This window comes from Croceicoccus gelatinilyticus, assembly GCF_018398395.1.
In the GTDB taxonomy this organism is placed as follows: Bacteria; Pseudomonadota; Alphaproteobacteria; order Sphingomonadales; family Sphingomonadaceae; genus Croceicoccus; species Croceicoccus gelatinilyticus.
The window spans coordinates 220,229-243,992 of sequence record NZ_JAHCBF010000005.1; the positions used below are offsets into that span (position 1 = coordinate 220,229).

Below are 23,764 nucleotides of genomic sequence, written 5' to 3' on the forward strand. Positions count from 1 at the left end.
TGCGGCAACGCGGCCATGCCCCGTGTCAGTCGGTCGATCAGGCGACGGTCGCCTTGACGATCTTGCCCGGATTTGCCGGCGGCTCGCCCTTGGGCAGCGCGTCGATCACGTCCATGCCGCTCTCGACCTCGCCCCAGACGGTGTACTGGCGGTCGAGGAAGCGCGCATCGTCGAAGCAGATAAAGAACTGCGAGTTCGCGCTGTGCGGATAGCTAGTGCGCGCCATCGAGCAGACGCCGCGGGTGTGCGGGTGGTCGTTGAACTCCGCCTGCAGGTCAGGCTTGTCCGAACCGCCCATGCCGGTGCCGTTGGGGCAACCGCCCTGCGCCATGAAGCCGGGGATCACGCGGTGGAACTTCACGCCGTCGTAGAAGCCTTCGCCGACCAGTTCCTTGATGCGGGCGACGTGGCCCGGGGCAAGGTCGGGAAGCAGCTTGATCACAACGTCCTTGGCAGCGCCGTCGCCGGTGTCGATGGAGAGGGTGAGTTTTTCGTCGGACATGGGTGCTCCCTAAGTCATGATTGTGCGGCGGACATGGCCCGGCGCTTTGTGGCAGTGGTCGGGATATAGGCATTGCCCGCGCAAAGTCATCCCCGCCCTTTGCCGGATCGCTCCCCAGACCTGCCCACAGGGTTGTCCACAAGCTGTCCCCAGATGTGCCCGATCCGGCCCCGCCCCTGCCAAGCGGGGAACATTCGCCCTTCCCAGTTGCTTTTGCAGCGCAGCAACGTAGTTACGTCGGTAAGGGGCCGCGCCTCTATCCCGCATCGCCAACCATAAGGGGCAACATGGACGGCAAGGATCCGACCCTGCTGGAAGAGGACCGCGAGGAGGACATCGTCCCCGCCGCCGGCCCCGACACGGCAGACGGTGAGCCGGAAATCGAGCATCTCGACGAAGATGACCGCCTGACCCGCGAATATGTCGAGGCGGTCCGCGACGCGGTCGAGGAAGGCGATGACGGGCGCGTTTACGACCTTGTCGAACCGCTCCACCCCGCCGACATCGCCGACTTGTTCGAGCTTGTCCCGGCAGAAGAACGCCCCGACCTCGGCAAGGCGATAGCCGAACTGATGACCGGCGAGGTCATCACCGAGCTTAACGAACACGTCCGCGACGAACTGTTCGAGGCATTGTCCCCCGACGCCGTCGCTCAGATCGCCGAACAGCTCGAAACCGACGACGCCGTCGCGCTGATCGAGGATCTGGACGACGACGAACAGCGCGCCGTCCTTGCCGAACTTGATCCCGAAGACCGCGCCGCGATCGAGGACGCGCTTTCTTTCCCGGAAGAATCGGCAGGCCGTCTTATGCAGCGCGATCTGGTCGCGGTGCCCGAACACATCACGGTCGGCGACCTCATCGATTACTTGCGCGATAACGGCGACCTGACGACCGAATTCTGGGAAGTCTTCGTCGTGGACCCCGCGCACCGCCCCGTTGGCACCTGCCAGCTTTCGTGGATCCTGCGCACGCCGCGCAACATCCCGATTTCCGACGTGATGAAGCGCGACCAGACCCTGATCCCGGCGACGCTGGACCAGGAAGAGGTTGCCCTGCGCTTCCAGAAATACGCGCTGATCTCCGCCGCCGTCGTCGATGCCTCGGGCCGGTTGATCGGCCAGATAACGGCCGACGATATCGTGCATATCATCCAGGAAGAGGCGAGCGAGGACGCCCTTCTGATGAGCGGTGCCGGCGAAGGCGACATCAACCAGCCGATCCGCGAGTCCTATTACGAGCGTGTGCGCTGGCTGATCGCGAACCTTGGCACGGCGCTCATCGCCTCGCTGATCATCGCGGCGTTCGGTGCGGCGATCGAAAAGCTGGTCGCGCTTGCCGTGCTGATGCCGGTCGTCGCCTCGATCGGCGGCAATGCGGGGACACAGACGATGGCCGTTTCGGTCCGCGCGCTGGCGATGAACCAGCTGACCCAGTCGAACACCGTGCGCGTCCTGTGGCGCGAGATGCGCGTGGCGCTGCTCAACGGCGTGACCGTCGCGGCGCTGATCGGCGGGGCGACGGCGATCATCTTCCAGCCGATGCTGGGCGTCGTCATCGCGATTGCGGTCGTCATCAACATTATCACCGCAGGGCTGGCGGGCGTTGCCGTGCCGGTCCTGTTCGACCGGCTGGATCAGGATCCGGCAGTCGCGTCCTCGGTCTTCGTCACGATGATCACCGATTCGATGGGCTTCTTCGCCTTCCTCGGCCTTGCCGTGGCATCCGGACTGGTCAGTTAAGGATCAGTCCCCATATGGCCTGTCATGACCGACGGGCCGCTCCACCTCACCAAGATCGCATTCGGCGCGAAAAGCTATGCCGATATCGAGAAGTGGTTCGAGAACCGGCCCCGCCTTGCCGTCAACACGCGATACTGCCCCAAGCGGGTGGACGAGATGGAAGGCGGCTCGCTGTTCTGGATCCACGAACACGCCATCGTCGCACGCAGCCCGATCATGGGGTTCGAACAGCAGGACAATGGCCGCTGGTTCATCAACCTCGAACCGCGCCTGATCCGCGTGCAGAGCCGCCCGAAACGCGCACACCAGGGCTGGCGCTATCTGAAGGACGCGGACGCCCCACCCGACCTGCCCGAGGGTGAGGACGGCGGCGATGTCCTGCCCGGAAAGCTTTTGGGCAAGCTGTCGAAGCTGGGTCTGGTCTAGACCTTTTCCAGCCACATGCGCATCAGGCGGTGCGCGATGGCATAACGCGGCGGCGCTTCGAACAGGCCCGGACGGCCCGACATGACCTCGCGGACCTGTTCCTCGCTGAACCAGCGCGCATCTTCCAGTTCGGTGCGATCGACCACGATGTGCTCGTGGAACGTGATGCAGTGGCAGCCGATCATCAATTGCGACGGCATCGGCCAGGCTTGGCTCGACAGGTAGCGAACTTGCGCAATCGGCAAGCCCGCCTCTTCCATCACTTCGCGCCGAACGGCTTCCTCGATCGTTTCGCCCGGTTCGACAAATCCGGCGAGCGCGGAATACATGTTGCCCGGCCAGCCCAGCCCGCGCCCCAGAAGCAAACGGCGGCTGCCATCGTCTTCGCGACGTTCGATGGTCATGATCGTGACCGGATCGGTGCGCGGAAAATGGCTCGCCCCGCAATCCTCGTTGACGCAATTGCGCTGCCAGCCGCCCTTGCCCAACGTCGTGTGCGACCCGCACTGCGCGCAGAAGCGGTGGCGCGAATGCCAGTCGACCATGCTGCGCGCGCCTGCATAGATCCCGAATTGACGGTCATGCAGCTTCGTGATCGTGGCCATAAATTCGCCGCGGACCATCGGCACCGGACGTTTCGGAACGGCCGCAAAGCAACCGCGATCGCCATCGATACCAAGGAACACCAGCTCCGCATCGGGCTCCGCATCGGTCAGCGAGCCCCACTTGATGCAGCCACTGTCGTCCAGTTCCGGCGTCAGCCCGTGCAGCTTCATCAGCCGCGCCCGCATCCCCATCAATTCGGACAGGGCGTCGGGATCGGCGCGCACGTGATCGGCGCGATCGAGTTCGAAAAGGGCAGTCGGCTGGCCGGTTTGTGACAAGGTCATCGTCTCCTGATGCGACGGGCTTACGGATGCATCGGCCCCCGCGCAACGCGCGTAACCATCAGGTCCCCAGAACCAGCTTCGCCGCCTTTTCGAACAGCGTCGGCAGCCCCGCTTCGCCGATGCGGTCTATGGGCCACCACTCGCCTTCCGCCTCGCGCGCCGACACTTCGCAGCGCTGGACCGAGAGTTCGAGCAAGAAGTGCGTGAAGCCGTGGCCGACGATGCCTTCGACTTCGGTCCAGTCGGCAGTGAGTGGCGGCGCGCCATCGCCGCTGGCCTTTGCGCTCCACCCGTCGTCGGGCAGCGCGCGCATTCCTGCGAGCATCCCCTTGCCCTCGCGTTTCACCAGCAGGACATGGTCGTCGCTCTCGATCCAGAAGGCTGTTCCGGTCCGCACGGGTCGAGCCTTCTTCGGGGTCTTGCGAGGCAGCTCTGCCGCGATGCCCGCCTGCCTCGCGGTGCACATGTCCGAGAGCGGGCAGAGCAGGCACTTCGGATCGCGCGAGGTGCAGATCGTCGCGCCAAGGTCCATCATCGCCTGCGCAAAGTCGCCAGCCCGCTCATCGGGCGTGATCGAATCGGCAGCGTCGCGGATTTCTTCTTTCGAACCGGGCAGCGGATCGGTGATCGTGAACAGCCGCGCGATCACACGCTCGACATTGGCGTCGACCACCACGGCCCGCCTGCCGAACGCGATCGCGGCAATGGCGGCCGAAGTATAGGCGCCCACCCCGGGAAGCTCGCGCAAGGCCTCCTCGCTTTCGGGGAAGACGCCGCCCTTCCCCGCAACTTCGCGCGCGCAGGCGATCAGGTTGCGGGCCCGCGCATAGTAACCTAGCCCTGCCCATGCCGAGAGCACATCGGCATCCTCGGCAGCGGCAAGATCATGCACCGTCGGCCACGTCGCGGTGAACTTCGCGAAATAGTCCTTCACCGCCGCAACTGTTGTCTGCTGCAGCATCACTTCGGACAGCCAGACGCGGTAGGGATCGGGCACTTGCCCGCTTCCGGGCGGCACGCGCCACGGCAGTGTGCGGGCGTGTCCGTCATACCACGCGAGCAGGCGCGCAGCCGCATCGTCGATCTTGTCGCTGGCTTTCACGAGCCGGCCTATGGCATGGGTCCGCGCAGGATGAAAAGCGACGACGAAAAGAAGCCGGCGAAGAAGGGCAAAACGCCCAAGCCGAAGCCTTACGAAATGCCGCGCGGAGGAGAGGCGAAAGCGATTTCGGACCTGATGCCGCAGGTCGGTCGCACGGCTTTCCGCCGTTTCGGCTTCGTGCAGTCGAGCGTAGTGACCCGCTGGCCCGAAATCGTCGGTCCGCACCACGCCAAGGTCTCCGCCCCCGAATCGATCCGCTTTCCGGCGGGCGAGAAATCGGAAGGCACCCTGAACCTCGTCGTCATGCCTGCGCATGCCCCGCTGATCCAGCACGTCATCCCCGAGATCATCGAGCGGGTGAACCGCTTCTTCGGCTATCGCGCGGTGGCGAAAGTTCGGATGCGGCAAGGACAGGTTAAGCCTGCCCATGCTGAAGAGAAGCCGAAGGCACCGCCCTCGCTGAAACCGATCCCGATGGAGCTTGGCAATTCGCTGCGCGACATTGGTGATCCGGAATTGCGGACGGTGCTGGAATCGCTGGCGCGTTCGATGGGCAACCAGAACGGCAAGTAAGCAACGGGGAATTGTTCAGTTGATGTCGGCCCTATCCCGCCTTGCAGGCGCAATCGCGCTGGTGATCGCCATGATCTCCGCGCCCGTCATGGCGCAATCCGTTTCCAACCCCGAACCGGGCGTGCACGTCATCGGCAAGGGTGCGACCAAGCTGACCGAATACGTCAGCTATACCTGCCCCCACTGCGCGCATTTCGAGCAAGAGGGCGGCGAAGTCCTGCGCAGCATCTATGCCTCAACCGACAAGCTGAAGATCGAGGTCCGCCACCTTGTGCGCGACCCGTTCGACCTGACCGCCGCGATGCTGACGAACTGCGGATCGCCGACGAAGTTCAACCGCAACCACTCGCTTTTCATGCGCGAACAGCCCAAATGGCTGGGCAAGCTGGTGAAGGCGACGCAGGCGCAGCAGAACCGCTATAACAGCGGCACGTACTCTGCCCGCCGCCGCGCCATCGCGCAGGACGCCGGCTTCTACGACATGATGCGTACGCTGGGATATCAGCGGGCGGAGGTCGACGAGTGCCTTGCGAACGATGCCATGGCCACCGCACTCGCCGAAAAGACCAAAGGTTACTCCGAACTCGGCGTTCGCGGCACGCCCAGCTTTGCGATCGACGACGTCCTGCTGGCCGGGACAAGCGACTGGCAAAGCCTGAAATTCCAGCTCGACCTCAGGCTGTAACCCGCCTTTGGCAGGCGACGAATGATCACGACTGTGCAAAACACCGTCGAAACCCTCCCGATTTGCCCGTTCGCTGGGCTAGCCTCCCTCTCTACAGGAGCCAATACTTAGTCATGACCCGCCTTTCGCACCGCCTCGCCCTTGCCCTGATGACCGCGCCGCTGGCGCTGGCGCTCTCCGCTTGCGGGGGTGAGGATGACACGGCCGCCACCGCGGGCAGCGGCCCGTCGGGCGAACCGGTGGAAGCCGTCGCCGCACCCGAAGGGCAGCAGTGGTCCGAGGTCATAACCCAGACCGATCAGGAAGGTTACCTGATGGGCAACCCCGACGCGCCGATCAAACTGGTCGAATACGCATCGCTGACCTGCCCGCACTGCGCCGAATTCTATGAAAGCGCCGAACGTGATCTGATCGCCGACTATGTGAACACCGGTCGTGTCAGCTTCGAATTCCGCAATTTCGTGCGCGATCCGATCGACATTACCGGCGCGATGCTGTCGCGTTGTTCGGCACCGGAAAGCTACTTCGCCCTCACCGGCCAGATTTTCGAGAACCAGCAGCAGTTCTTCGACGCGATCCGCGATGGCGGCGAAGGCGCCTATCAGCAGGCCGTAAGCGCGCCTGCCGACCAGCGTTTCGTGAACCTTGGTCAGATCACGGGCCTCACCGAATTCTTCGCCGCCCGCGGCGTCAGCATCGATCAGGGCAACGACTGCCTGTCGAAGGGCGCAGAGGCAGAAGCCCTTGCCAACGCGACGAGCGAGGCGAGCGCCCAGTACAACATCACGGGTACGCCCACGTTCCTCATCAACAACACCAAGATCGACGGCCTGACCTGGCCGGAGGTCGAGGCCGCCCTGCAGCGGGCCGGCGCGCGGTAATGGCGCGTCTCCGGCTCGGTCAGGGCCCCGGGAGGGCCTGATGCGGTTCCGCAGGCTTCGACTCTCGGGCTTCAAAAGCTTCGTCGAGCCTGCAGACCTGCTGATCGAGCCGGGTCTTACCGGCGTTGTCGGGCCCAACGGCTGCGGCAAGTCCAACCTTCTCGAAGCGATCCGCTGGGTAATGGGCGAATCGAGCCCGAAGTCCATGCGCGGCAGCGGCATGGAGGACGTGATCTTCGCGGGCACCGAAAGTCGCAAGGCCCGCTCTTTCGCCGAGGTCGTCCTGCTGGCCGAAACCGATGCCGGACAGGAAATGGAAGTCACTCGCCGCATCGAACGCGGCGCAGGTTCCGCCTATCGTCTCAATGGCCGTGACGTCCGCGCCAAGGACGTCGCGCTGGTCTTTGCCGATGCCGCGACAGGCGCGCATAGCCCCGCCCTCGTCAGCCAGGGCCGCATCGCCGCGGTCATCGCCGCAAAGCCCGCCGAACGCCGCCAGATGCTGGAAGAGGCAGCGGGCATCGCGGGTCTTCACGTCCGCCGCAAGGACGCCGAACAGAAGCTGCGCGCGACCGAGACGAACCTTGCCCGCCTCGACGACATTCTTTCACAGCTCGACACGCGCATCGGCGCGCTGAAGCGGCAGGCGCGGGCGGCGGAAAAGTACAAGGAACTTTCCGCCCAGATCCGCACTGCCGAAGCGCGGGTGCTCTATGCCAAGTGGCGCGAGGCCGCCGCCGCCGCCGATGCCGCCAAGGCTCAGGCCAAGGCTGCCGAGGAAGCAGTCCTCACCAATCAGGCCGCGACGAACGAGGCACAGGGCCGCCAGCGCGCTGCCGCCGAGGCATTGGCCAAAGCGCGCGAGGAAATGGCGGACCGGCGCGACGATCTGAACGCGCAGGCCAACATGCTCGCGGTACTTACCGGCAAGCTGGAAGCGGCCGAGGAAAAGCTCGCCGATCTCGACCGCCAGCGCGCCCGGCTCGATAGCGACGAGGGCGATGCGAACCGGACGACCAAGGACGCGGCCGAGGCGCTATCGCGGCTGGAACGCGACGTGCGCGAGGCGGAAAAGCGGCTTGCCGAAGACGAGCAGCGCCGTCCCTCGCTCATCAACGAACAGGAAAAGGCCGAAAGCGCGCAGCGGACCGGCGAACTGGCGCTGGCACAGGCCACGGCAGAACTGGCGCGGGTCGAGGCCGACTGGCGCGTGGCAGAGGCTGCCGTCGGGCAGGCACGCGGGGCGCTGGCGCGGCTCGAACAGGAACTGACCGCGCGCGAGGCGCAGGACGCGGCGCTTGGCGATGCTCGCGAACTCGATCTGGCGCTGCAGGGTGCGCAGGCGCGTTGCGGCAAGGCGGAAGGCGCTGTCGTTACGGCCCGCGAGGCGCTGGAAAAGGCGCGTGCCGACCGCGAGGCCGTATCGAACCGCCGCGACGGGGCTGCGAGCACGCTCGCCGCTGCCAAGGCCGAGCTTGCCGGGGTAGAACGCGAGCACGACGCGCTCGACCGCGACCGCCGCGCCCGCGAAAAGGCCGACAAGGGTAGTAAGGGCCGCAAGCGCGCCATCGACGCGGTCAAGGCCGCGCCGGGCTACGAACGCGCCTTGGCCGCCGCACTGGGACGCGATGCCGCCGCACCGCTGGGCAAGCCCGAGCAGGGGCAGGACGGGCGGTTCTGGACCGGCGCCGATGCGCCAAAGCCGGTTGCCGACAGCCTTGCCGCCCATGTCCGCGATGCGCCCGAAGAACTGACCGCCCGCCTCGCCATGGTGCGCGTGGTCGAGAGCGACGACGGGCAGGCACTCGCCCCCGGCGAATGGCTTGTGACGAAGGCCGGTGCCCTGCGCCGCTGGGACGGATTTGTCGCGCGCGGCGAAGGGGCTGCCGAAGCGGCGCGACTGGAAGCGGCAAACCGGCTTGAGGCTTTGGCCCAACAATTGCCCGCGCTGCGCGAGGCGGTCGATGCCGCTGCCGCGCAAGTCGAAGCGGCGAACGAAGACCTGTCCGCCGCCACCGATGCCCGCATCGCGGCAGAGCGGGCTGTGAACACTGCATCGGAAGAAGAACGCGCCGCCCTGCGCGCCCGTGACCAAGCCGAAAACGCGGTCGAGCGTCATGCCCGCGCCCGCGAGGAACTGGCCGAGCGGATGGAGGATCTCCACGCCCGCCTCGCCGCCGCGCAGCAGGACGTGATGCAGGCCGAAGAACGCCGCCGCGCCCTACCCGATCCTTCGGCGCAGCAGGCCGCGCTGGAAACCGCGCGCAGCCGCAACGATGCCGCGCGAACCGCGCTACAGTCCGCGATGGCGCAGCTCGCCTCGCTAGACCAGGCGCTTGCCGTCGGGCGCGAACGGACCAAGGCGCTGCAGGGCGACATGAAGGGCTGGGAAGCACGCGCGGGCGACGCGGCCAAGCGGCTTGCCGACATGACCCGCCGCCGCGAGGAGATCGAGGAAGAGCGCGCCGTCACGGCCGCCCGCCCCGAAGCGCTGATGCGCGAGATCGAACTGGCCGACAAGGCACGCGACAGGCTGGCCGGCGAACTGACCGAGGCCGAGGCCGCCCACACCGCCGCCGAAGCCGCGGGCAAGGAAGCCGACACCGCCTTCACCGCCGCGAACGAGGCGCTGGCCAGTGCCCGCGAAATCCGTGCCGGTGCCGCGGCCCGCGCCGAGAACGAGGAAGCCCGCCGCTCAGAAATGGCGCGTCAGTCGGGCGACCGTTTCCAGTGCCCGCCCCCGCTACTGCCCGAACGCCTGCAGTTCGAATCCGCCACTGTGCGCGGCGCAGAGGCCGAGGGCGAGGACGCCGACCGCCTGATCGCCCAGCGCGAGAGGCTTGGCCCCGTCAACCTCGTCGCTGCCGATGAACTGGTCGAAGCAGAAGCCGAACACGGGGCAAGCCTTACCGAACAGCAGGAACTGGCCGAGGCCGTCCACCGCCTGCGCGGATCGATCGGCAGCCTCAACCGCGAAGGCCGCGAACGCCTGCGCGCTGCGTTCGAGGCGGTCGACACCCATTTCCAGAGCCTGTTCACCACGCTGTTCGGTGGCGGCCAGGCACATCTTGCGCTGATAGACAGCGACGATCCGCTCGAAGCGGGGCTTGAGATCTACGCCCAGCCGCCGGGCAAGAAGCTGCAGTCGCTGACGCTACTTTCGGGTGGCGAGCAGGCGCTGACCGCGGTCGCGTTGATCTTCGCGTTGTTCCTGACCAACCCGGCCCCGATCTGCGTGCTGGACGAAGTCGACGCGCCGCTGGACGATGCGAATATCGAACGCTTCTGCGACCTGCTCGACGCGATGAGCAAGCAGACCGACACCCGCTATCTCATCGTCACGCACAATGCCGTGACGATGAGCCGGATGCACCGTCTCTTCGGTGTCACTATGGTCGAACAGGGTGTCAGCCGCCTCGTCAGCGTCGATCTCGGCGGGGCAGAGGAACTTCTCGCGGCAGAGTGATGACCGATACACCCGAAGACCTGACGGCGCTGGACCCGCGCCACGTAACCGTGCTGCGCATCGAGGCACTGCTTGGCATGGTGCCGATCCTGATCGGGGCGGTGATCGCCGAACTGGCGGCGGACCTGCCGACGGGCGTGGTGATCCTGCCGGCCCTGCTGCTGACGGCAGTCGTGACGTTACCGCTGCCCAAACGCCGCTATCGGCGGAAGGGCTATTCGACCACCATGGACCGGTTGCGATTTGTGAAGGGCTGGTTCCGCAAGTCCGATACTGTCGTGCCGTTTGGCCGCGTCCAGCACATCGATGTCAAGCAGGGTCTGGTCGAACGCTGGTTCGGGCTCGCCACGCTGGTCGTGCATACGGCAGGCACGCATAACGCCTCGGTCTCGGTGCCGGGCCTGTCGCGGGAAACGGCGGTCGAAGTCCGCGAGGCGATTGCCGCGCGTATCCGTCGCGACACGATGTGAGCAATCCGCTTCCAAACGAGGAATTCCGTCGAACCGATTCTATCGGCGTCGTCGTCGGTGCGCTGAACGACCTGATCAAGGGGATCGTCCCTGGAATCGCAGTCCTGATCGGCCTGGCTACGCGCGACAACGTGCCGATCTTCGCGATCCCGCTGCTGATCGTGGCGCTGTTCGTCCTTCCACCGGTCACCGCTTTCGCGAAGTGGTGGTTCCGCCGCTATCGCACGGGGCCAGAGGATATTCGCGTTGAAAGTGGCGTCCTGTCGCGAGAGGCGCGGTCGGTACCCTATGAGCGTATCCAGGACGTAAGCCTGTCCGAGACGCTGCTTTCCCGCCTGTTCGGGCTGGTCGAAGTGCGGTTCGAGACCGGCGCGGGCGGAAAGGACGACCTGACACTTGCCTTTCTCACCAAGGAAGAAGGCGCGCGGCTTCGCGATCTTGTCCGTGCGCGGCGAGATGAAGGCGTAGAAGTCGAAACCGTCACGCAAGACGCAGCCGAAAATGAAGGCACGCCGATCTTCGCGATGGACCTGAAGCGCGTTCTGCTCTCCGGCGTTTTCAGCTTCAGCCTCGTGATTTTCGCTGTCCTTTTCGCGGCCATCGACCAGATCGACTTCCTCCTGCCGATCAGCATATGGGACGGCGATTTCTGGGAATTGCTCTTTTCCGAACAGGGTGAGCGCATCCGTACGCTAGGCAGGATCGGGCAGATCGGCGGCGCGATCGTCGCGGTGTTGAGCGTGATTGTCATCGGCGTGGTCAGCGGCGTGGTGAAGACGCTACTGCGCGACTACGGATTCCGGCTCGACCGGACCGACAAGGGCTTTCGCCGCCGTCGCGGGCTGTTCACGCGCACCGATGTCGTCATGCCGCGCCACCGCGTGCAGGCGGTCGCCACCGAGACCGGCGTGATCCGCCGGTTTCTGGGCTGGCATTCGCTGTCTTTCATCTCGCTTGCTAGCGATGGCGGCAAGGCAAGCCACGATGTCGCCCCCTTCGCCCGCTGGGACGAAATCGCCGGAATCGCGCGGCAGGCGGGCATTGCGCTTCCCGAACAGGTAGACTGGCATCGGACCAGCCGCGCCTACTGGATCGACCGTGCGATCATCTGGTTGCCGATAGCCCTGCTGGCATTGGGCGTGACGATCTGGATGGAACGGTGGGTGCCAGCACTTATCCCGATGGCGCTCGTCCTGATGATCGTATTCTCGTCACTGACCGGCTACTTGCGCCACCGCCACGCGCTGGAGCCGGACCGCATCCATGCACGCGCAGGCCTGCTTTCCCCGCGCACGATGACCGCACCGCGCGTCAGGCTACAATCCGCGCAGATCGTGCAGGGGCCGATTGCTCGCCTTCGCGGTTATGCCACGCTGCATTTCGGGCTGGCGGGCGGTGTCCTGCTGTTTCGCGGACTGCCGGTCGAGGAAGCGCGCAGCTTGCGCGAAGCGGTGCTGCAGAGCATCGACGCGGTCGACTACTCCGCCCTACCCCGCTGATCCCAGCACGAAGCGGGGGCCCGGCCCGGCGGCCCCTGCCCTGTCCTCGGGGTTGTAGAGCTTGCATTTGGTCAGTGAGAGACATCCACAGCCGATACAGCCGTCGAGCTTGTTGCGCGTCTTCGTAAGCAGCTCGATCTTGGCATCAAGCTGGCTGCGGATGGACCGGCTGAGCTTCTGCCAGTCCTTCACCGTCGGCGTGCGACCTTGCGGCAGCGCGGCAAGCTCCTGCTCGATCTCTGTCAGGCCCAGACCCAGCTTTTGAGCAATCAGAATGAAGCTGATCCGGCGAATGTCGGAGCGCAGAAACCGCCTCTGATTGCCGTTCGTGCGCAAAGAGGTCAGCAATCCCTTGCTCTCGTAATATCTGATTGCCGACACCGCGACGCCCGTTCTCTTGGCGAGAGTTCCTATTGGAATCAGCTGGTTACCATCTACCACGAAGCACCTCTCGGACGCGAAAATTCAAAGCTTGACCTCAAGTTAGCTTGAGGTTGCAGGATAGGGCAAGCAGTGATTCGCGATGAACCTGCAGATCAACGCCAACAAGGGGACAAGCGCATGAATGCAATCGCCCGTATCGAACACGTCAACATCACCACCTCCGACGGACCCCGCATGGCGGGCCTGCTGGAAAAGCTGTGCGGATGGCATCGCCGGTGGGAGGGGCCTTCGCTGAACGGCGGACACTCGATCCACTTCGGGTCAGACCGGACTTATGTCGCGCTCTACACGCCCAAGGGCGGCATCGCGGGCGACTTTGCCAAGGGAGAGCCGCTGAACCACATCGGGCTGGAGGTCGACGACATCGACGCCGCCGAACGCGTCATCGTCGACGCCGGACTGGAGCCGTTCAACCACGGCGACTACGAACCCGGCCGCCGGTTCTACTTCTTCGACTGGGACGGGATCGAGTGGGAGGTCATCAGCTATGCCTGAGTTCCGCGACCGCCCGCCTTTCGCTGCCCCGCCCTATCTGACCGTGGCGCAAGTCACCGGCTGGATGCGGCGGATCTGGTCCAGGCTTCGTCCGTATGATCCACGCACAGACCGTGCGGCCACGGGCGGCAGAGCGAAAGCGCCTCTTCCCGGCTGGACGTTTCCACCCAGCGCGCCGCTTCCTCTTGCGTGAGGATCACCGGCATCCTTTCGTGGAGGTCGCCGATGTCGACGCAGGCCTCTGTCATCACCATCGTGTAGCAGGGGCCGAACTCGGCCGAATTGCGCCAGAGCCCGGCCGCCGCGAAAACCGGCTGGTCGGGCACGGAGAACCAGGTGCGGGTCTTGGCGCCTCTCGCCCCGGCCGCTTCGGCAAAGGCCTCGACCGGGATGAGGCAGCGGCCATGTTCAAAGGCATGGCGCCAGAAGGGGGAGCCCAGCTTGTCGGTCCGCGCATTGTTGACCGCCTTGGGCTTCAGCGGCTGGCCCTGCTTGCCCTTCAGCACCAGCGGAAAGCCCCAGGCCATGCTGCTCATCCGCCCGTCGGCAACCACCCAGCCGGGATAGCCGGGATAGACCTCTCCGCCCGCGTTGCCGGGTGCGGGAGCGTCGACGCCGAACATCTGCGCCACCTCGTCCGCAGCCTTCGTCATGCGGTAGAGGTTGCACATCGCGCCTAGAGCCCCGCGTTACCGACGACGAGACAGGCCAGCGCGACAAGGAACCCTGCCGTCCGGTTGGACCGGAAACGGGCCAGCGCATTGTCGCCATCGTCAGGCTCAAGCGTCGCGACCTGCCACAAGAGATGCCCTGCCGCGGGAAGAAGCGCGAGGAGCGCGAGCCAGTCCTCACGCAGCAGCCAGAACGAAAGCATCCAGAACGCCACCGCGCCGACATAGAACCCCGCGACCCCCGGCCTCACCTTGCTGCCCAGCGCCCTCGCGCTCGACCGCACGCCGACCAGCGCGTCGTCCTCGCGGTCCTGCAGCGCATAGATCGTGTCGTACCCGATGACCCAGCAGATCGCGCCCGCATAGAGCGCCGCCAGAACGGCAAGGTTCGCGCTAGAAATCTCGACCCAACCGACGAGCGCGCCCCAGCTGAAGACCATGCCCAGCCACGCCTGCGGCCACCACGTAATGCGTTTCATCATGGGATAGGCAGCGACGGGCAGGATACTGGCCAGCGCCACGACTTGCGCTTCCCAGCGCAGTTGGAGCAGCACGACCAGGCCGACGAAGCAGAGCAGCAGCAGCCAGGCCCATGCCTTCTTCAGCGACACGGCCCCGCTCGCCAGCGGACGCGCCGCGGTGCGCGCAACCTGCCGATCAAGATCGCGGTCGATGATGTCGTTATAGACGCAGCCCGCCGCCCGCATTGCGATCGAGCCGAGCAGGAGCCAGAGCACCAGCCCCCAACGCTCTGCCCCGCCCGCCAGCCACACGCCCCATGCGCAGGGCCAGAACAGCAGCCACCAGCCGATCGGGCGGTCGAACCTGCCCAGCAGGGCATAGGGCCGCAGCGAAGCGGGAAGCCTGCCGACGAGGCCGCGATACTGAGTGTCGGGAGTTGCAGTTGCCGTCATGGACGCCGGTCTAGCGCCCCTTCCCGCGCCGCGCCAGCACTTGGGCCATCCCACCCGCTTTGCCTCGCGCCGTCACTCGTCTAGGAAGCAGGCCATGAACGTCAACGAACTCAACCGCGAAGGCTGGAACCGCCGCGCCGAAGAGGCGGACATCTGGACCCGCCCATTCGACAGCGAGACGATCGCACGGGCGCGAAAGGGCGACTGGGAAGTCGTGCTGACCCCGCTGATCCCCGTGCCGCGCGCATGGTTCGGCGACATCGCGGGCAAGGATGTCTTGGGCCTCGCTTCGGGCGGCGGACAGCAGGTGCCGATCTTCGCCGCCGCCGGGGCCAACGTCACCAGCTTCGACGCTTCCGATGCGCAGCTTGCCGCCGACCGCATGGTGGCAGAACGCGAGGGACTGACCATCCGCACCGTGCAGGGCTACATGCACGACCTCTCGGCGCTGGAAGACGACAGCTTCGACCTGATCTTCCACCCTTGCTCCAACTCCTACGCGCCCGAAGTCCTGCCGGTCTGGAAGGAATGCGCGCGCGTCCTTCGCCCCGGCGGCGTGCTGCTCGTCGGCATTACCAAGCCCGAGGTCTTCATCTTCGATCTCGAACCGTGGGAGCGCGGCGAACTCGTGGCAAAGCACAAGCTGCCCTATTCGGATTTCGACCTGCCGAAGGAAGAGCTGGAGCCGCTCCTGGCCCGCGATCACACGGCATCGTTCAGCCACACGCTGGAAACGCAGCTTGGCGGGCAGATGGCGGCAGGCTTCATGCTGACCGACCTGTTCGAGGATTTCGAACCCGAAGGCGAAGCGCCGCAGCTTTTCGCCCCCTATATCGCCACGCGCGCAGTGCTGAGGGACTGATGGCCGCGACCCCCGCATGGCCCCCGCGCAGCGCGCCGCGGCTTTTCGTCGATGGCGCGATTTCCGCAGGTGAACAGCGCGTGCTGGACGGTCCGCAGGCGCATTACCTTGGCCGCGTCATGCGTGTCGGCGAAGGCGATGCCGTGATCCTGTGCGACGACGTAACCGGCGAATGGGCAGCGCGCGTCGTCTCTGCCTCGAAGCGCGAGATCGTGCTCGATCCGGTGGAGATGCTGCGCCCCCGCGAGGACGTGCCCGACTTCACGCTCTGCCCCGCGCTCCTGAAGAAGCCTCGTTTCGACCAGGTCTTGGAGAAAGCGACCGAGCTTGGCGTTGCCAAGATCCGCCCCGTCGTCACCCGCCGCTGCGTCGCCGATTCGCTCAACATGGAGCGAGCGCGGACCGTCGTGACCGAGGCGGCGGAACAGTGCGCGCGCACGGCCCTTCCCGAACTGTTCGAGCCTGTCAGCCTTGCGCAGCTCCTGCGCGACTGGCCCGAGGATGCCGTCCTGTGGTTCGCGGACGAGATGGGCGATGCCCCGCCCGCCGCGACCGCCTTCGCCGAACGCCTGCCGCCTGCAGGCCTCTTGATCGGCCCCGAAGGCGGCTTCGACGATGGCGAGCGCGAGGACGTGCGCGGGTTCCTGCAGGCCCGCCCCGTCACGCTTGGCCCGCGTATCCTGCGTGCTGAAACGGCGGCGATTGCCGCGACGGCGGTATGGATGGGCGCGATGGGCGATTGGGGCGCGGTGGACTGACGCGAAATTTCGCTGGCATCCGGCCGCGCGGCACCCTAACTCGCGCGGCATGTCTACTCGCACCCAGTCCGCCAAGGACGACCCGCTGATCGAGAGCCGCGACCAACTGATCCGGCCGATGGAAAAGGGCGAGAAGCCCGTCGCCGACTATCGCATCGGTACCGAGCACGAGAAGTTCGTCTATTCCAAGGCCGACTATCACGCGCCCAGCTATGACGAACCCGGCGGCATCCGCGACATCCTGATGGCGCTGACCGAATATGGCTGGTCGCCGGTCGAGGAGAACGGCAAGGTCATCGCGATGGCCGGCCCCGACGGCACGGTCAGCCTTGAACCTGCGGGCCAGCTGGAACTGTCGGGCGCACCGCTGATCAATATTCACCAGACCTGCGCGGAAACCGGGCGGCACCTGACGCAAGTGAAGGCCATTGGCGAGAAATTCGGCGTCGGCTTCATCGGCGCGGGCATGTGGCCCGACAAGACCCGCGAAGAACTGCCGATGATGCCCAAGGGCCGCTATGGCATCATGGCGAACTACATGCCCAAGGTCGGCAATCTCGGCCTCGACATGATGTTGCGCACCTGCACGATCCAGGTGAACCTCGACTATTCGAGCGAAGCTGACATGGCGCAGAAGTTCCGCGTCGGCCTTGCGCTGCAGCCGCTGGCAACCGCGCTTTTCGCCAATTCGCCGTTCACCGAAGGCAAGCCCAACGGCTTCCTTTCGTTCCGCAGCCACATCTGGTCGGACACCGATCCCGACCGCACCGGCATGCTGCCGTTCGTGTTCGAGGACGGCTTCGGATACGAACGCTATGTCGACTACATGCTCGACGTGCCGATGTATTTCGTTTTCCGCGACGGCAAGTACATCGACGCGGCAGGCCAGTCGTTCCGCGACTTCATGAAGGGCGAACTGCCCGCGCTTCCCGGCGAACTGCCGACCGAAAGCGACTGGCAGGACCACCTGTCGACCGCCTTCCCCGAAGTGCGCCTGAAAAGCTTCCTTGAAATGCGCGGTGCCGATGGCGGTCCGTGGAACCGCATCTGCGCCCTGCCCGCCTTCTGGGTCGGCCTGCTTTACGACCAGACCGCGCTGGATGCGGCATGGGATGTCGTGAAGGACTGGACGATGGCGGAGCGTGAGACGCTGCGCGATTCGGTACCGAAGCTTGGCCTCAAGGCGCCCATCGCGGGCGGCGGGACGTTGCAGGACATTGCCGGCGAAGTGCTGTCGATCGCACGTTCAGGCCTTGCCGCGCGCGGCCAGCTCAATTCCATCGGCGATGACGAAACCGGCTTCCTGCGCCCGCTGCAGGACATCGTCGACCGCGGCAAGACCCCGGCCGAGGTCTGCCTCGATCACTATTACAACGACTGGGACGAAGACGTGACCGGTCTCTACAAGCTCAAGAGCTTCTGACCGGCCAGGTCTTCAAAAAACCTTCGCAAGACCGCTTGGCGCTTAGCGCCAGGCGGTAATCTTGCCCTTGTCGTCCAGCACGTAGAGCGTGTTGTTCGCAACGACCGGCGCAAGGCTGATCGACTCGTCCAGATCGGCAAAGGGGCTTGCCTGCCCGCTTGCCACGTCCACCGAATAGACGTCGCCATTGGTATTTGTGAGCCACAGGCGATCACCGGCAAGGACCGGGCCCGACCAGTAAAGCTCGCCCTTTTCGTCTTCGACGTTCCGGTACTGCGGAAGTTCCGAAATCCAGCGCACCTTGCCCGACGACCGCGCAATGGCGAGCACCTTGGCATCGTCGGTGAGGACGAAGATCCAGTTGCCGCCGACCGCGGGGGTCGAGATGCCGGCAAGGTTCAGTTCCCAGATCCGCTGGCCGGTCACGAGTTCGTAGGCAGCCATGCGGCCGCCCTGACCCAGTGCATAGACCGCGCCGGAATCGATGATCGGATCGGCGTCGACGTCAGTCAGCGTGCCGACCGAGGTTGAGATGCTGGTGCGCGCGAGGGCATCGGCCCACAGGTTGCGACCGTTTTCATAGCGGTAGGCGATCAGTTCGCCCGAACTGAAGCCCGCGATCACGGTGCCCTGCCCTGCGGCAGGAGCAGCCACGCCGAACACGCCCGACTGGCCAGTCGAACCCGCCTCGGTCCACTGCGTCGCGCCCGTGGCGATATCAAGCGAGATGACCTGGTTGTCCTGCGTCATCACGTAGAGCGCGCCGAACGCGATCGTCGGCGAACCGCGCAGGGGGCTGGCAAGCTGGATGCGCCAGATTTCCGAACCCGTTTCAGCGTCCAGTGCCGCGACTTCGCCAACGCCGGTCGTCACATAGACCTTGCCCGCGTCATAGCTGGCGCCGCCGCCATAGACCGACGACGAACCGTCGCCCTTCACTTCGAACGAACGAGTCCAGGCCTTGCCGCCCGTCTGCGCGTCGAATGCGTGCAGGATACCGTCGGTGTCGTAGGCGAAAAGGCGGCCGCCACCGATGACCGGGGCTGCGGCAAGGCGCTGCTTAGCGGTCGAACCGGCGATCGATGCCGTCCACGCACGCACCGGGCTGCCGGCGAGCGAAAGATGGCCGTAGCTTTTCGAAGCCGAACCGCCGGCCTGCGCCCATTCGGCGTTGACCTGCTGCGCGGGCAGCGTGACGGGCGTGCTGGCCAGCGCCGGATCGACTTTCGCACCGCTTTCGATGCGCGAGAGGATCGGAACGCGTTCGCCCAGCGTCGGGGTCTTTTCCGGACCGTCGCCCTTGAACGCGCCGCAACCGGCCAAAGTGGCCGCAGCGGCAGTGGCAAGCGCGGCAGTGCGCAGGAATTTGCCCTGCGAGACCCGATCATGCTTCATCAGTTTCATGCTCCCTATTGCCCCGCCTGCTGGCGCTGTGCTGCGGCGCGGGCTGCGCTGTTGCGCTCAATCTGTTCCATCACTTCGTCGACGTCGTCGACCGCATCGGTCCCGACGAGACCCGCGATCTGGCGGGCACGCGCGCGAAGCGCCTGCGGCGCGGTTTCATCGCGCGAGATTTCGGCAAACAGGGGACCGGCCAGTTCCGGCTTGCCCTGTTCGATATAGGCCATGCCGACCATTTCGGCGGCGCTGGGGAAGAACGGTTCGCCCGGAACGGCCAGCGGCTTCAGCTTGGCAACGACGTCGGCCGGCTCCATCTCGTCATACTGGAGCGAGACGAGGCGAAGCGTGGCAAGATCGCGCATCGGCGCGGGCGCGTCGGCATCGGCGCTGACTTCGCCGAACAGCTTGGCCGCAGTCTCGGTCTCACCGCGCTGCTGGGCAACGCCAGCTTCGAGCAGCTTGGCCTGAACGGCAAAGCCCGCGATTTCGCTGTCTTTCAGCGGTGCCACCTTTTCGAGTGCGGCATCGGGCTGGTTCGCCTCAAGCCTGTCGATGCCCAGCGTCATGGCAACGGCGGCTTCTTCTGCCTTGGCAGTCTGCTCTGCGTCCCACCACAAGTAACCACCCAGCCCGGCAAGGCCGAGCACGACGACAATCGCAAGCGGAATGCCGAAACGCTTGGCAGCGGTTGCCATCTGGTCCTGCCGGACAGCGTCATCGACCTCGCGCATGAAGACATCGTTGCGCGCGTCTTCGCGTTCGGCTGCCTTTTCGAGATCGGTTTTCGGTGATTTAGGGCGAAGCGCCAAGTCCAGTGCCTTTCGGGCTTTGATATATTCGAACGCGTGCGGTTTAGGGGCGGGAAAGCGCCTTTTCAACGGCAAAGCCAGCCTTCGTGCACCGGCATCCCCCGTCATCAAGCAGCAGGCGGGTGAACGGCGGCTGAAACCGGTGGGTCAACGGTCCTGCAAAGACATCAGGCCAAGCACTTGTGCCAGGGCCGAAAGATGCGGCGCAGGGTCGTTGTGCCGGTCGGCAAAGGCGGCGTTCGCCTTGCCGGAACGGGTCAGCAAGCCATCATCCTGCGCAAGCTCGTAAAGTCGCGACGCCAGGTCTGCACCGGGACTGATCCGCATGGACCGGCTTTCTTCCGGCAGCAGTTCGCCCAGACCGTCGGGCGCCAAGGCAATCACCGGAACGCCAGCCGCCATCAGGGCGGGCATGTCGGACGGGATATGCCCATCGCTGCCATCCAGCAGCGCAAGATCGAACAGCGCCGCAACCGCGCCCGGCCCGTGGAACCGGTCCGTCACGTGCAGCCTGTCGACAATGTCTTTTGCATCGAATGCGGCGCGCACGTGGTTCGTTTCTTCTGCAGAGCCGAAGACGACCATGTGCCACGCATTGTCCATCTCGATCATGGCCGAGACGATCTGGTCCAGATAGGCGATCGCATCGGCGGCGCACAGGCCCAGCCATTTCTCCCCATCGCGCTTCATCAGGCGCGGAATGTTCGCCCCGCCCTTGGGCTTCGGAAAAACCGGGGGAAGGATGCGGATCCGCTGCCCGGGCACGTTCCAATCCGCCGTCACCGAACGGGCCGCAGCCTCGGTCGGGACGATCACCAGCGGCGTGCGGGCCAGCCCCAGCCGGTGGCGAAAACGCGTCCACCAGCCCTTCGGCACTTCACCTACGCGGTGGTAATAGTGAACCAGCGGCGGCAGATTCAGCGCCTGGCCGAACAGGGTATGCCCCATCGCGGCGGGAAAGGCGCGGTCGCCGTGCGTGATGACGAGTTCGTAATTGCGCATTACGCGCGCCATGCGGTTCATCGGCCCCGGTCCCGCACGCTCTTGCAGCCGCGGAAATTCGGGGCGATAAAGCTGAAGCACCGAGGCGGTGGAATCGTCCGTATGCGGCCCGTGGTTTTCGACGTTGATCGGCATCGCCTTGACGAGCGTACCCGTCCACGGTGCCTTCACAAGGTCGATCCCCACATGGAGCACCTTGCGTACGCGGTGCACCTTGATCTTCTTTACGGTCTTCTTCGCAGCCATCTGCGCCGCTTACCTAGCCTTCGGCGTCAGGGCCAGCCTTGATCGCAAGTGGCAGCCGTTCGTCGAACAGCCGGTCGATCGCTTCCACCGCGACAGGCTCCGACAGAATCGGCAAGTGCCCCACGCGCGGAACGGTGACCAGTTCAACGCCATCAAAGCGCGAGACCATGTCGCGCGCGGTCGCGCCGGTCAGGATATCGGAATGCTCGCCCCTGAGCACGAGAACCGGCTTGCCCTTCAGCGCATCAAACCCGGTCCAGATATCGGTCTCGGCCGCATCGGCCAGTCCCTGCTGGAACGTCTCTGCGACCCGCATGTCGTAATCGAAGGTGATGCGTCCGTTATTGCCCAGCTCCATCGCCCGCTTCGCTTCGGCCAGCCAGTCTTCCAGCTTCCAGTCGGGATAGGTGTCCTGATGGGTTTCCTGCAGCGCGCGGGCGGCGTGCATCCACGTGGGATAGCTGCGCCCTTGTCCGACGTAATCTGCAATGCGTTCAAGCCCGGCCTGACCGATCACCGGGCCGATGTCGTTCAGAACAACCGCCGCAATGCGTTGAGGCTCCAGCAGGGCCATGATCATCGTGACCATACCGCCCAGCGAACTTCCGATGAAAACCGCGCGTTCCAATCCGGCTAAAACGAACAGGCGCTGCAGGTCCTGCGCATATTGCAGCGGGGTGTAGGTCGAGGCGACCTTGGCATATTCGCTGTCGCCCCGCCCACGCAGGTCCACAGCGATGACCCGCCGGTCATGCGCGAGATGCAGCGCAAGATCGTGGAAATCGCGCGCATTGCGGCTCAGCCCCGGAATGCACAGCGCCGGAATGGCCGTGCCGCCCTCCGGCCCTGCATAGTCGCGGTAATGCAGTTCGAGCCCGTCCTCGCTGCGCCAGAAGGAATCGCGCCACGCCTTTGCGGCGGCCTTTTCACCAGTCATTCGTGCAAAGCGCCCCTGCTGCTCGTTTCGGGTCTATGTCCCGACACGCCTTGCAGACCGGTCGGACGGCCCCCACTATCGCGACATGGCAAGCGAACCGCAAGCATCCCGCTATCGTCCCGACACACAGATCACGCGGATTGCCGACTGGATCGCCGACCCGGTGGACGCCGCCGACTTTCCCGAGACCACGCTGCGCTTCCGCAACGACCGGTGGGACAAGGCGGTCGGGCTGGATACGTTGAGCGACGACGACTGGCTGCGCCACTTCGGCCGCTTCGAAGCCCTGCCCGACAACCTGCCCCGTCCGCTGGCGATGCGGTATCACGGGCACCAGTTCCGCAACTACAATCCCGACATCGGCGACGGGCGCGGGTTCCTTTTCGCCCAGATGCGCGACGGTGGGGCCCGGCTGCTTGACCTTGGTACCAAGGGTTCGGGGCAGACTCCCTACAGCCGCTTTGGCGACGGGCGGCTGACGCTGCGCGGCGCAGTGCGTGAGATCCTGGCGACCGAGATGCTGGAAGCGCTGGGCGCGAATACGTCCAAGACGTTCTCGGTGATCGAGACCGGTGAGAACCTGCAGCGGCACGACGAACCTTCGCCGACGCGCTCCGCCGTCATGGTGCGCCTCAGCCATGGCCACGTCCGTATCGGCAGTTTCCAGCGGCTGTCCGCTTTGGGCGAGAATGACCACCTGGCCGATCTGGTCGACTATGCGCTCGACCTCTATCCCGGCCCGCCGCCGCCCGAGGACGCGCCGGAACGAGATTTGCCGCCGGTCCGGCTCGCGCACCTCGTGGTCGAGCGGATGGCCGACCTTGCCGCGTCCTACGTTACCGCCGGGTTCGTCCACGGCGTGCTCAACACCGACAACATGAACGTGTCGGGCGAAAGCTTCGACTATGGCCCGTGGCGCTGGCTACCGAAGTGGGACCCGACTTTCACTGCCGCCTATTTCGACCATTCCGGCCTCTATGCATTCGGCAGACAGGCCGAGGCGATGCACTGGAACGCGGCGCAATTCTGCATCGCACTGCGCCCGATCTGCGAAGCGCCGCCGCTTGTCGCCGCGCTGGAGCGGTTTCCTGAGGTGTTTACCGCCCACGTCGCGCGCCGCTTCGCATGGCGGCTGGGTGCGCCCGAAGCGACGCCGGAACAGGCCGCGCTGCTGGTCCAGGCCGGCGAGGCTGCGCTGACTGGTAGCGGGATGCAGCCCGACGCCTTCTTCTTCGCCGCGCGCAGCGATCGCCTGCCCGAAGGCGCGGAGATGGACGCATTCCGCGCGGCGCTCAACGATGGGCCCCGCGTAGCTGATACGCATGCATACTGGTCGGACGAGGCGCCGCAGTCGCTACTGATCGAGGAAGTCGAGGAGATCCTCAACGCGGTCGATCTCGAAAACGACTGGGCGGTGCTCGACGCCAAGGTCGCGGCGCTGCGCCGCATGGGCGAAGCGCATGGCCCCGCACCCAAGCCTGCCGCGCAGCCCTAGAGGTGGTTTCAATTGCAACCACGAAGCCCTAGATGGGGCGCACGATATTCATGCATGGCCGTGCCAAACGG

Annotated in this window: 23 protein-coding genes; 13 read left to right on the forward strand and 10 right to left on the reverse strand. The window is 65.5% G+C overall.

Features of this window, described 5'->3' with window-relative positions; all coding sequences use genetic code 11:
• Nucleotides 1–37: 37 nt before the first annotated feature.
• Entirely contained in the window at nt 38–502 is a 465-nt protein-coding gene (locus KIH45_RS12445) for a peptidylprolyl isomerase (protein WP_213176326.1), read from the reverse strand.
• A gap of 287 nt (nt 503–789) precedes the next feature.
• On the opposite strand from KIH45_RS12445, the gene mgtE reads away from it, so the two are divergent.
• Nucleotides 790–2,244 (forward strand): magnesium transporter, encoded by a 1,455-nt coding sequence (gene mgtE / locus KIH45_RS12450; protein ID WP_213176328.1) that lies wholly within the window; start codon nt 790–792, stop codon nt 2,242–2,244.
• 24 nt (nt 2,245–2,268) lie between these two features.
• Complete coding sequence (locus KIH45_RS12455) at nt 2,269–2,670, forward strand: DUF1489 family protein (protein ID WP_213176329.1); 402 nt, start codon at nt 2,269–2,271, stop codon at nt 2,668–2,670.
• Here the strand turns inward: KIH45_RS12455 and nudC are convergent.
• Both nudC and mutY read right to left on the reverse strand, forming a co-directional pair.
• Nucleotides 2,667–3,560 (reverse strand): NAD(+) diphosphatase, encoded by an 894-nt coding sequence (gene nudC, locus KIH45_RS12460; protein ID WP_213176331.1) that lies wholly within the window; start codon nt 3,558–3,560, stop codon nt 2,667–2,669. The genes KIH45_RS12455 and nudC overlap by 4 nt on opposite strands.
• A 58-nt stretch (nt 3,561–3,618) precedes the next feature.
• A complete protein-coding gene (mutY, locus tag KIH45_RS12465; protein WP_213176332.1) occupies nt 3,619–4,662 on the reverse strand; it encodes an A/G-specific adenine glycosylase in 1,044 nt (347 codons plus the stop codon).
• Between the two features lie 30 nt (nt 4,663–4,692).
• Here mutY and KIH45_RS12470 point away from each other — a divergent pair, with 30 nt between their 5' ends.
• The 6 genes from KIH45_RS12470 to KIH45_RS12495 all read left to right on the forward strand — a co-directional run bounded on the left by KIH45_RS12470 (nt 4,693) and on the right by KIH45_RS12495 (nt 12,236).
• Nucleotides 4,693–5,235 carry a DUF721 domain-containing protein gene (locus KIH45_RS12470; RefSeq protein WP_213176333.1) on the forward strand — a complete coding sequence of 181 codons (543 nt, stop codon included), beginning with the start codon at nt 4,693–4,695 and terminating at the stop codon, nt 5,233–5,235.
• Nucleotides 5,236–5,257: 22 nt separating this feature from the next.
• Complete coding sequence (locus KIH45_RS12475; protein WP_213176334.1) at nt 5,258–5,920, forward strand: DsbA family protein; 663 nt, start codon at nt 5,258–5,260, stop codon at nt 5,918–5,920.
• Between the two features lie 113 nt (nt 5,921–6,033).
• A complete protein-coding gene (locus KIH45_RS12480; RefSeq protein ID WP_213176336.1) occupies nt 6,034–6,801 on the forward strand; it encodes a thioredoxin domain-containing protein in 768 nt (255 codons plus the stop codon).
• Between the two features lie 40 nt (nt 6,802–6,841).
• On the forward strand, nt 6,842–10,267 hold the full coding sequence (smc, locus tag KIH45_RS12485; RefSeq protein WP_213176337.1) for a chromosome segregation protein SMC: 3,426 nt from the start codon (nt 6,842–6,844) through the stop codon (nt 10,265–10,267).
• Complete coding sequence (locus KIH45_RS12490; RefSeq protein WP_213176338.1) at nt 10,267–10,737, forward strand: PH domain-containing protein; 471 nt, start codon at nt 10,267–10,269, stop codon at nt 10,735–10,737. The genes smc and KIH45_RS12490 overlap by 1 nt, the downstream gene beginning before the upstream one ends.
• On the forward strand, nt 10,734–12,236 hold the full coding sequence (locus KIH45_RS12495; RefSeq protein ID WP_213176340.1) for a PH domain-containing protein: 1,503 nt from the start codon (nt 10,734–10,736) through the stop codon (nt 12,234–12,236). Before KIH45_RS12490 ends, KIH45_RS12495 begins: the two co-directional genes overlap by 4 nt.
• On the opposite strand, the gene soxR is transcribed toward KIH45_RS12495, so the two are convergent.
• Nucleotides 12,225–12,677 carry a redox-sensitive transcriptional activator SoxR gene (soxR, locus tag KIH45_RS12500; RefSeq protein WP_213176341.1) on the reverse strand — a complete coding sequence of 151 codons (453 nt, stop codon included), beginning with the start codon at nt 12,675–12,677 and terminating at the stop codon, nt 12,225–12,227. The genes KIH45_RS12495 and soxR overlap by 12 nt on opposite strands.
• Before the next feature lie 120 nt (nt 12,678–12,797).
• Between soxR and KIH45_RS12505 the strand changes: the two genes are divergently transcribed.
• Nucleotides 12,798–13,175, forward strand: coding sequence for a VOC family protein (locus KIH45_RS12505; RefSeq protein ID WP_213176343.1), 378 nt, complete (start codon nt 12,798–12,800; stop codon nt 13,173–13,175).
• A gap of 53 nt (nt 13,176–13,228) precedes the next feature.
• Here KIH45_RS12505 and KIH45_RS12510 read toward each other — a convergent pair whose 3' ends face one another.
• Both KIH45_RS12510 and ubiA read right to left on the reverse strand, forming a co-directional pair.
• Nucleotides 13,229–13,846: an SOS response-associated peptidase gene (locus KIH45_RS12510; RefSeq protein WP_213176344.1), complete on the reverse strand. Its 618-nt coding sequence runs from the start codon at nt 13,844–13,846 to the stop codon at nt 13,229–13,231.
• 5 nt (nt 13,847–13,851) lie between these two features.
• Nucleotides 13,852–14,760 carry a 4-hydroxybenzoate octaprenyltransferase gene (gene ubiA / locus KIH45_RS12515; RefSeq protein ID WP_213176346.1) on the reverse strand — a complete coding sequence of 303 codons (909 nt, stop codon included), beginning with the start codon at nt 14,758–14,760 and terminating at the stop codon, nt 13,852–13,854.
• 94 nt (nt 14,761–14,854) lie between these two features.
• On the opposite strand from ubiA, the gene KIH45_RS12520 reads away from it, so the two are divergent.
• Genes KIH45_RS12520 through KIH45_RS12530 form a run of 3 tightly spaced genes read left to right on the forward strand, consistent with a single transcriptional unit; the run spans nt 14,855 to nt 17,803 of the window.
• A complete protein-coding gene (locus tag KIH45_RS12520; RefSeq protein WP_213176347.1) occupies nt 14,855–15,622 on the forward strand; it encodes a class I SAM-dependent methyltransferase in 768 nt (255 codons plus the stop codon).
• On the forward strand, nt 15,622–16,380 hold the full coding sequence (locus KIH45_RS12525; RefSeq protein ID WP_213176348.1) for a 16S rRNA (uracil(1498)-N(3))-methyltransferase: 759 nt from the start codon (nt 15,622–15,624) through the stop codon (nt 16,378–16,380). Before KIH45_RS12520 ends, KIH45_RS12525 begins: the two co-directional genes overlap by 1 nt.
• 49 nt (nt 16,381–16,429) lie before the next feature.
• Nucleotides 16,430–17,803, forward strand: a complete 1,374-nt coding sequence (locus tag KIH45_RS12530; protein ID WP_213176349.1) for a glutamate--cysteine ligase — start codon at nt 16,430–16,432, stop codon at nt 17,801–17,803.
• 42 nt (nt 17,804–17,845) lie between these two features.
• Here KIH45_RS12530 and KIH45_RS12535 read toward each other — a convergent pair whose 3' ends face one another.
• The 4 genes from KIH45_RS12535 to KIH45_RS12550 form a co-directional block, all read right to left on the reverse strand.
• A complete protein-coding gene (locus tag KIH45_RS12535; RefSeq protein ID WP_213176351.1) occupies nt 17,846–19,198 on the reverse strand; it encodes an outer membrane protein assembly factor BamB family protein in 1,353 nt (450 codons plus the stop codon).
• Between the two features lie 14 nt (nt 19,199–19,212).
• A complete protein-coding gene (locus KIH45_RS12540; protein WP_213176353.1) occupies nt 19,213–20,013 on the reverse strand; it encodes a tetratricopeptide repeat protein in 801 nt (266 codons plus the stop codon).
• Between the two features lie 147 nt (nt 20,014–20,160).
• Complete coding sequence (locus KIH45_RS12545) at nt 20,161–21,261, reverse strand: glycosyltransferase (RefSeq protein ID WP_213176354.1); 1,101 nt, start codon at nt 21,259–21,261, stop codon at nt 20,161–20,163.
• A 13-nt stretch (nt 21,262–21,274) separates the two neighbouring features.
• Nucleotides 21,275–22,198, reverse strand: a complete 924-nt coding sequence (locus tag KIH45_RS12550; protein WP_213176355.1) for an alpha/beta fold hydrolase — start codon at nt 22,196–22,198, stop codon at nt 21,275–21,277.
• A gap of 85 nt (nt 22,199–22,283) precedes the next feature.
• Here KIH45_RS12550 and KIH45_RS12555 point away from each other — a divergent pair, with 85 nt between their 5' ends.
• Nucleotides 22,284–23,693, forward strand: coding sequence for a protein adenylyltransferase SelO family protein (locus tag KIH45_RS12555; RefSeq protein ID WP_213176356.1), 1,410 nt, complete (start codon nt 22,284–22,286; stop codon nt 23,691–23,693).
• Nucleotides 23,694–23,764 lie beyond the last annotated feature (71 nt).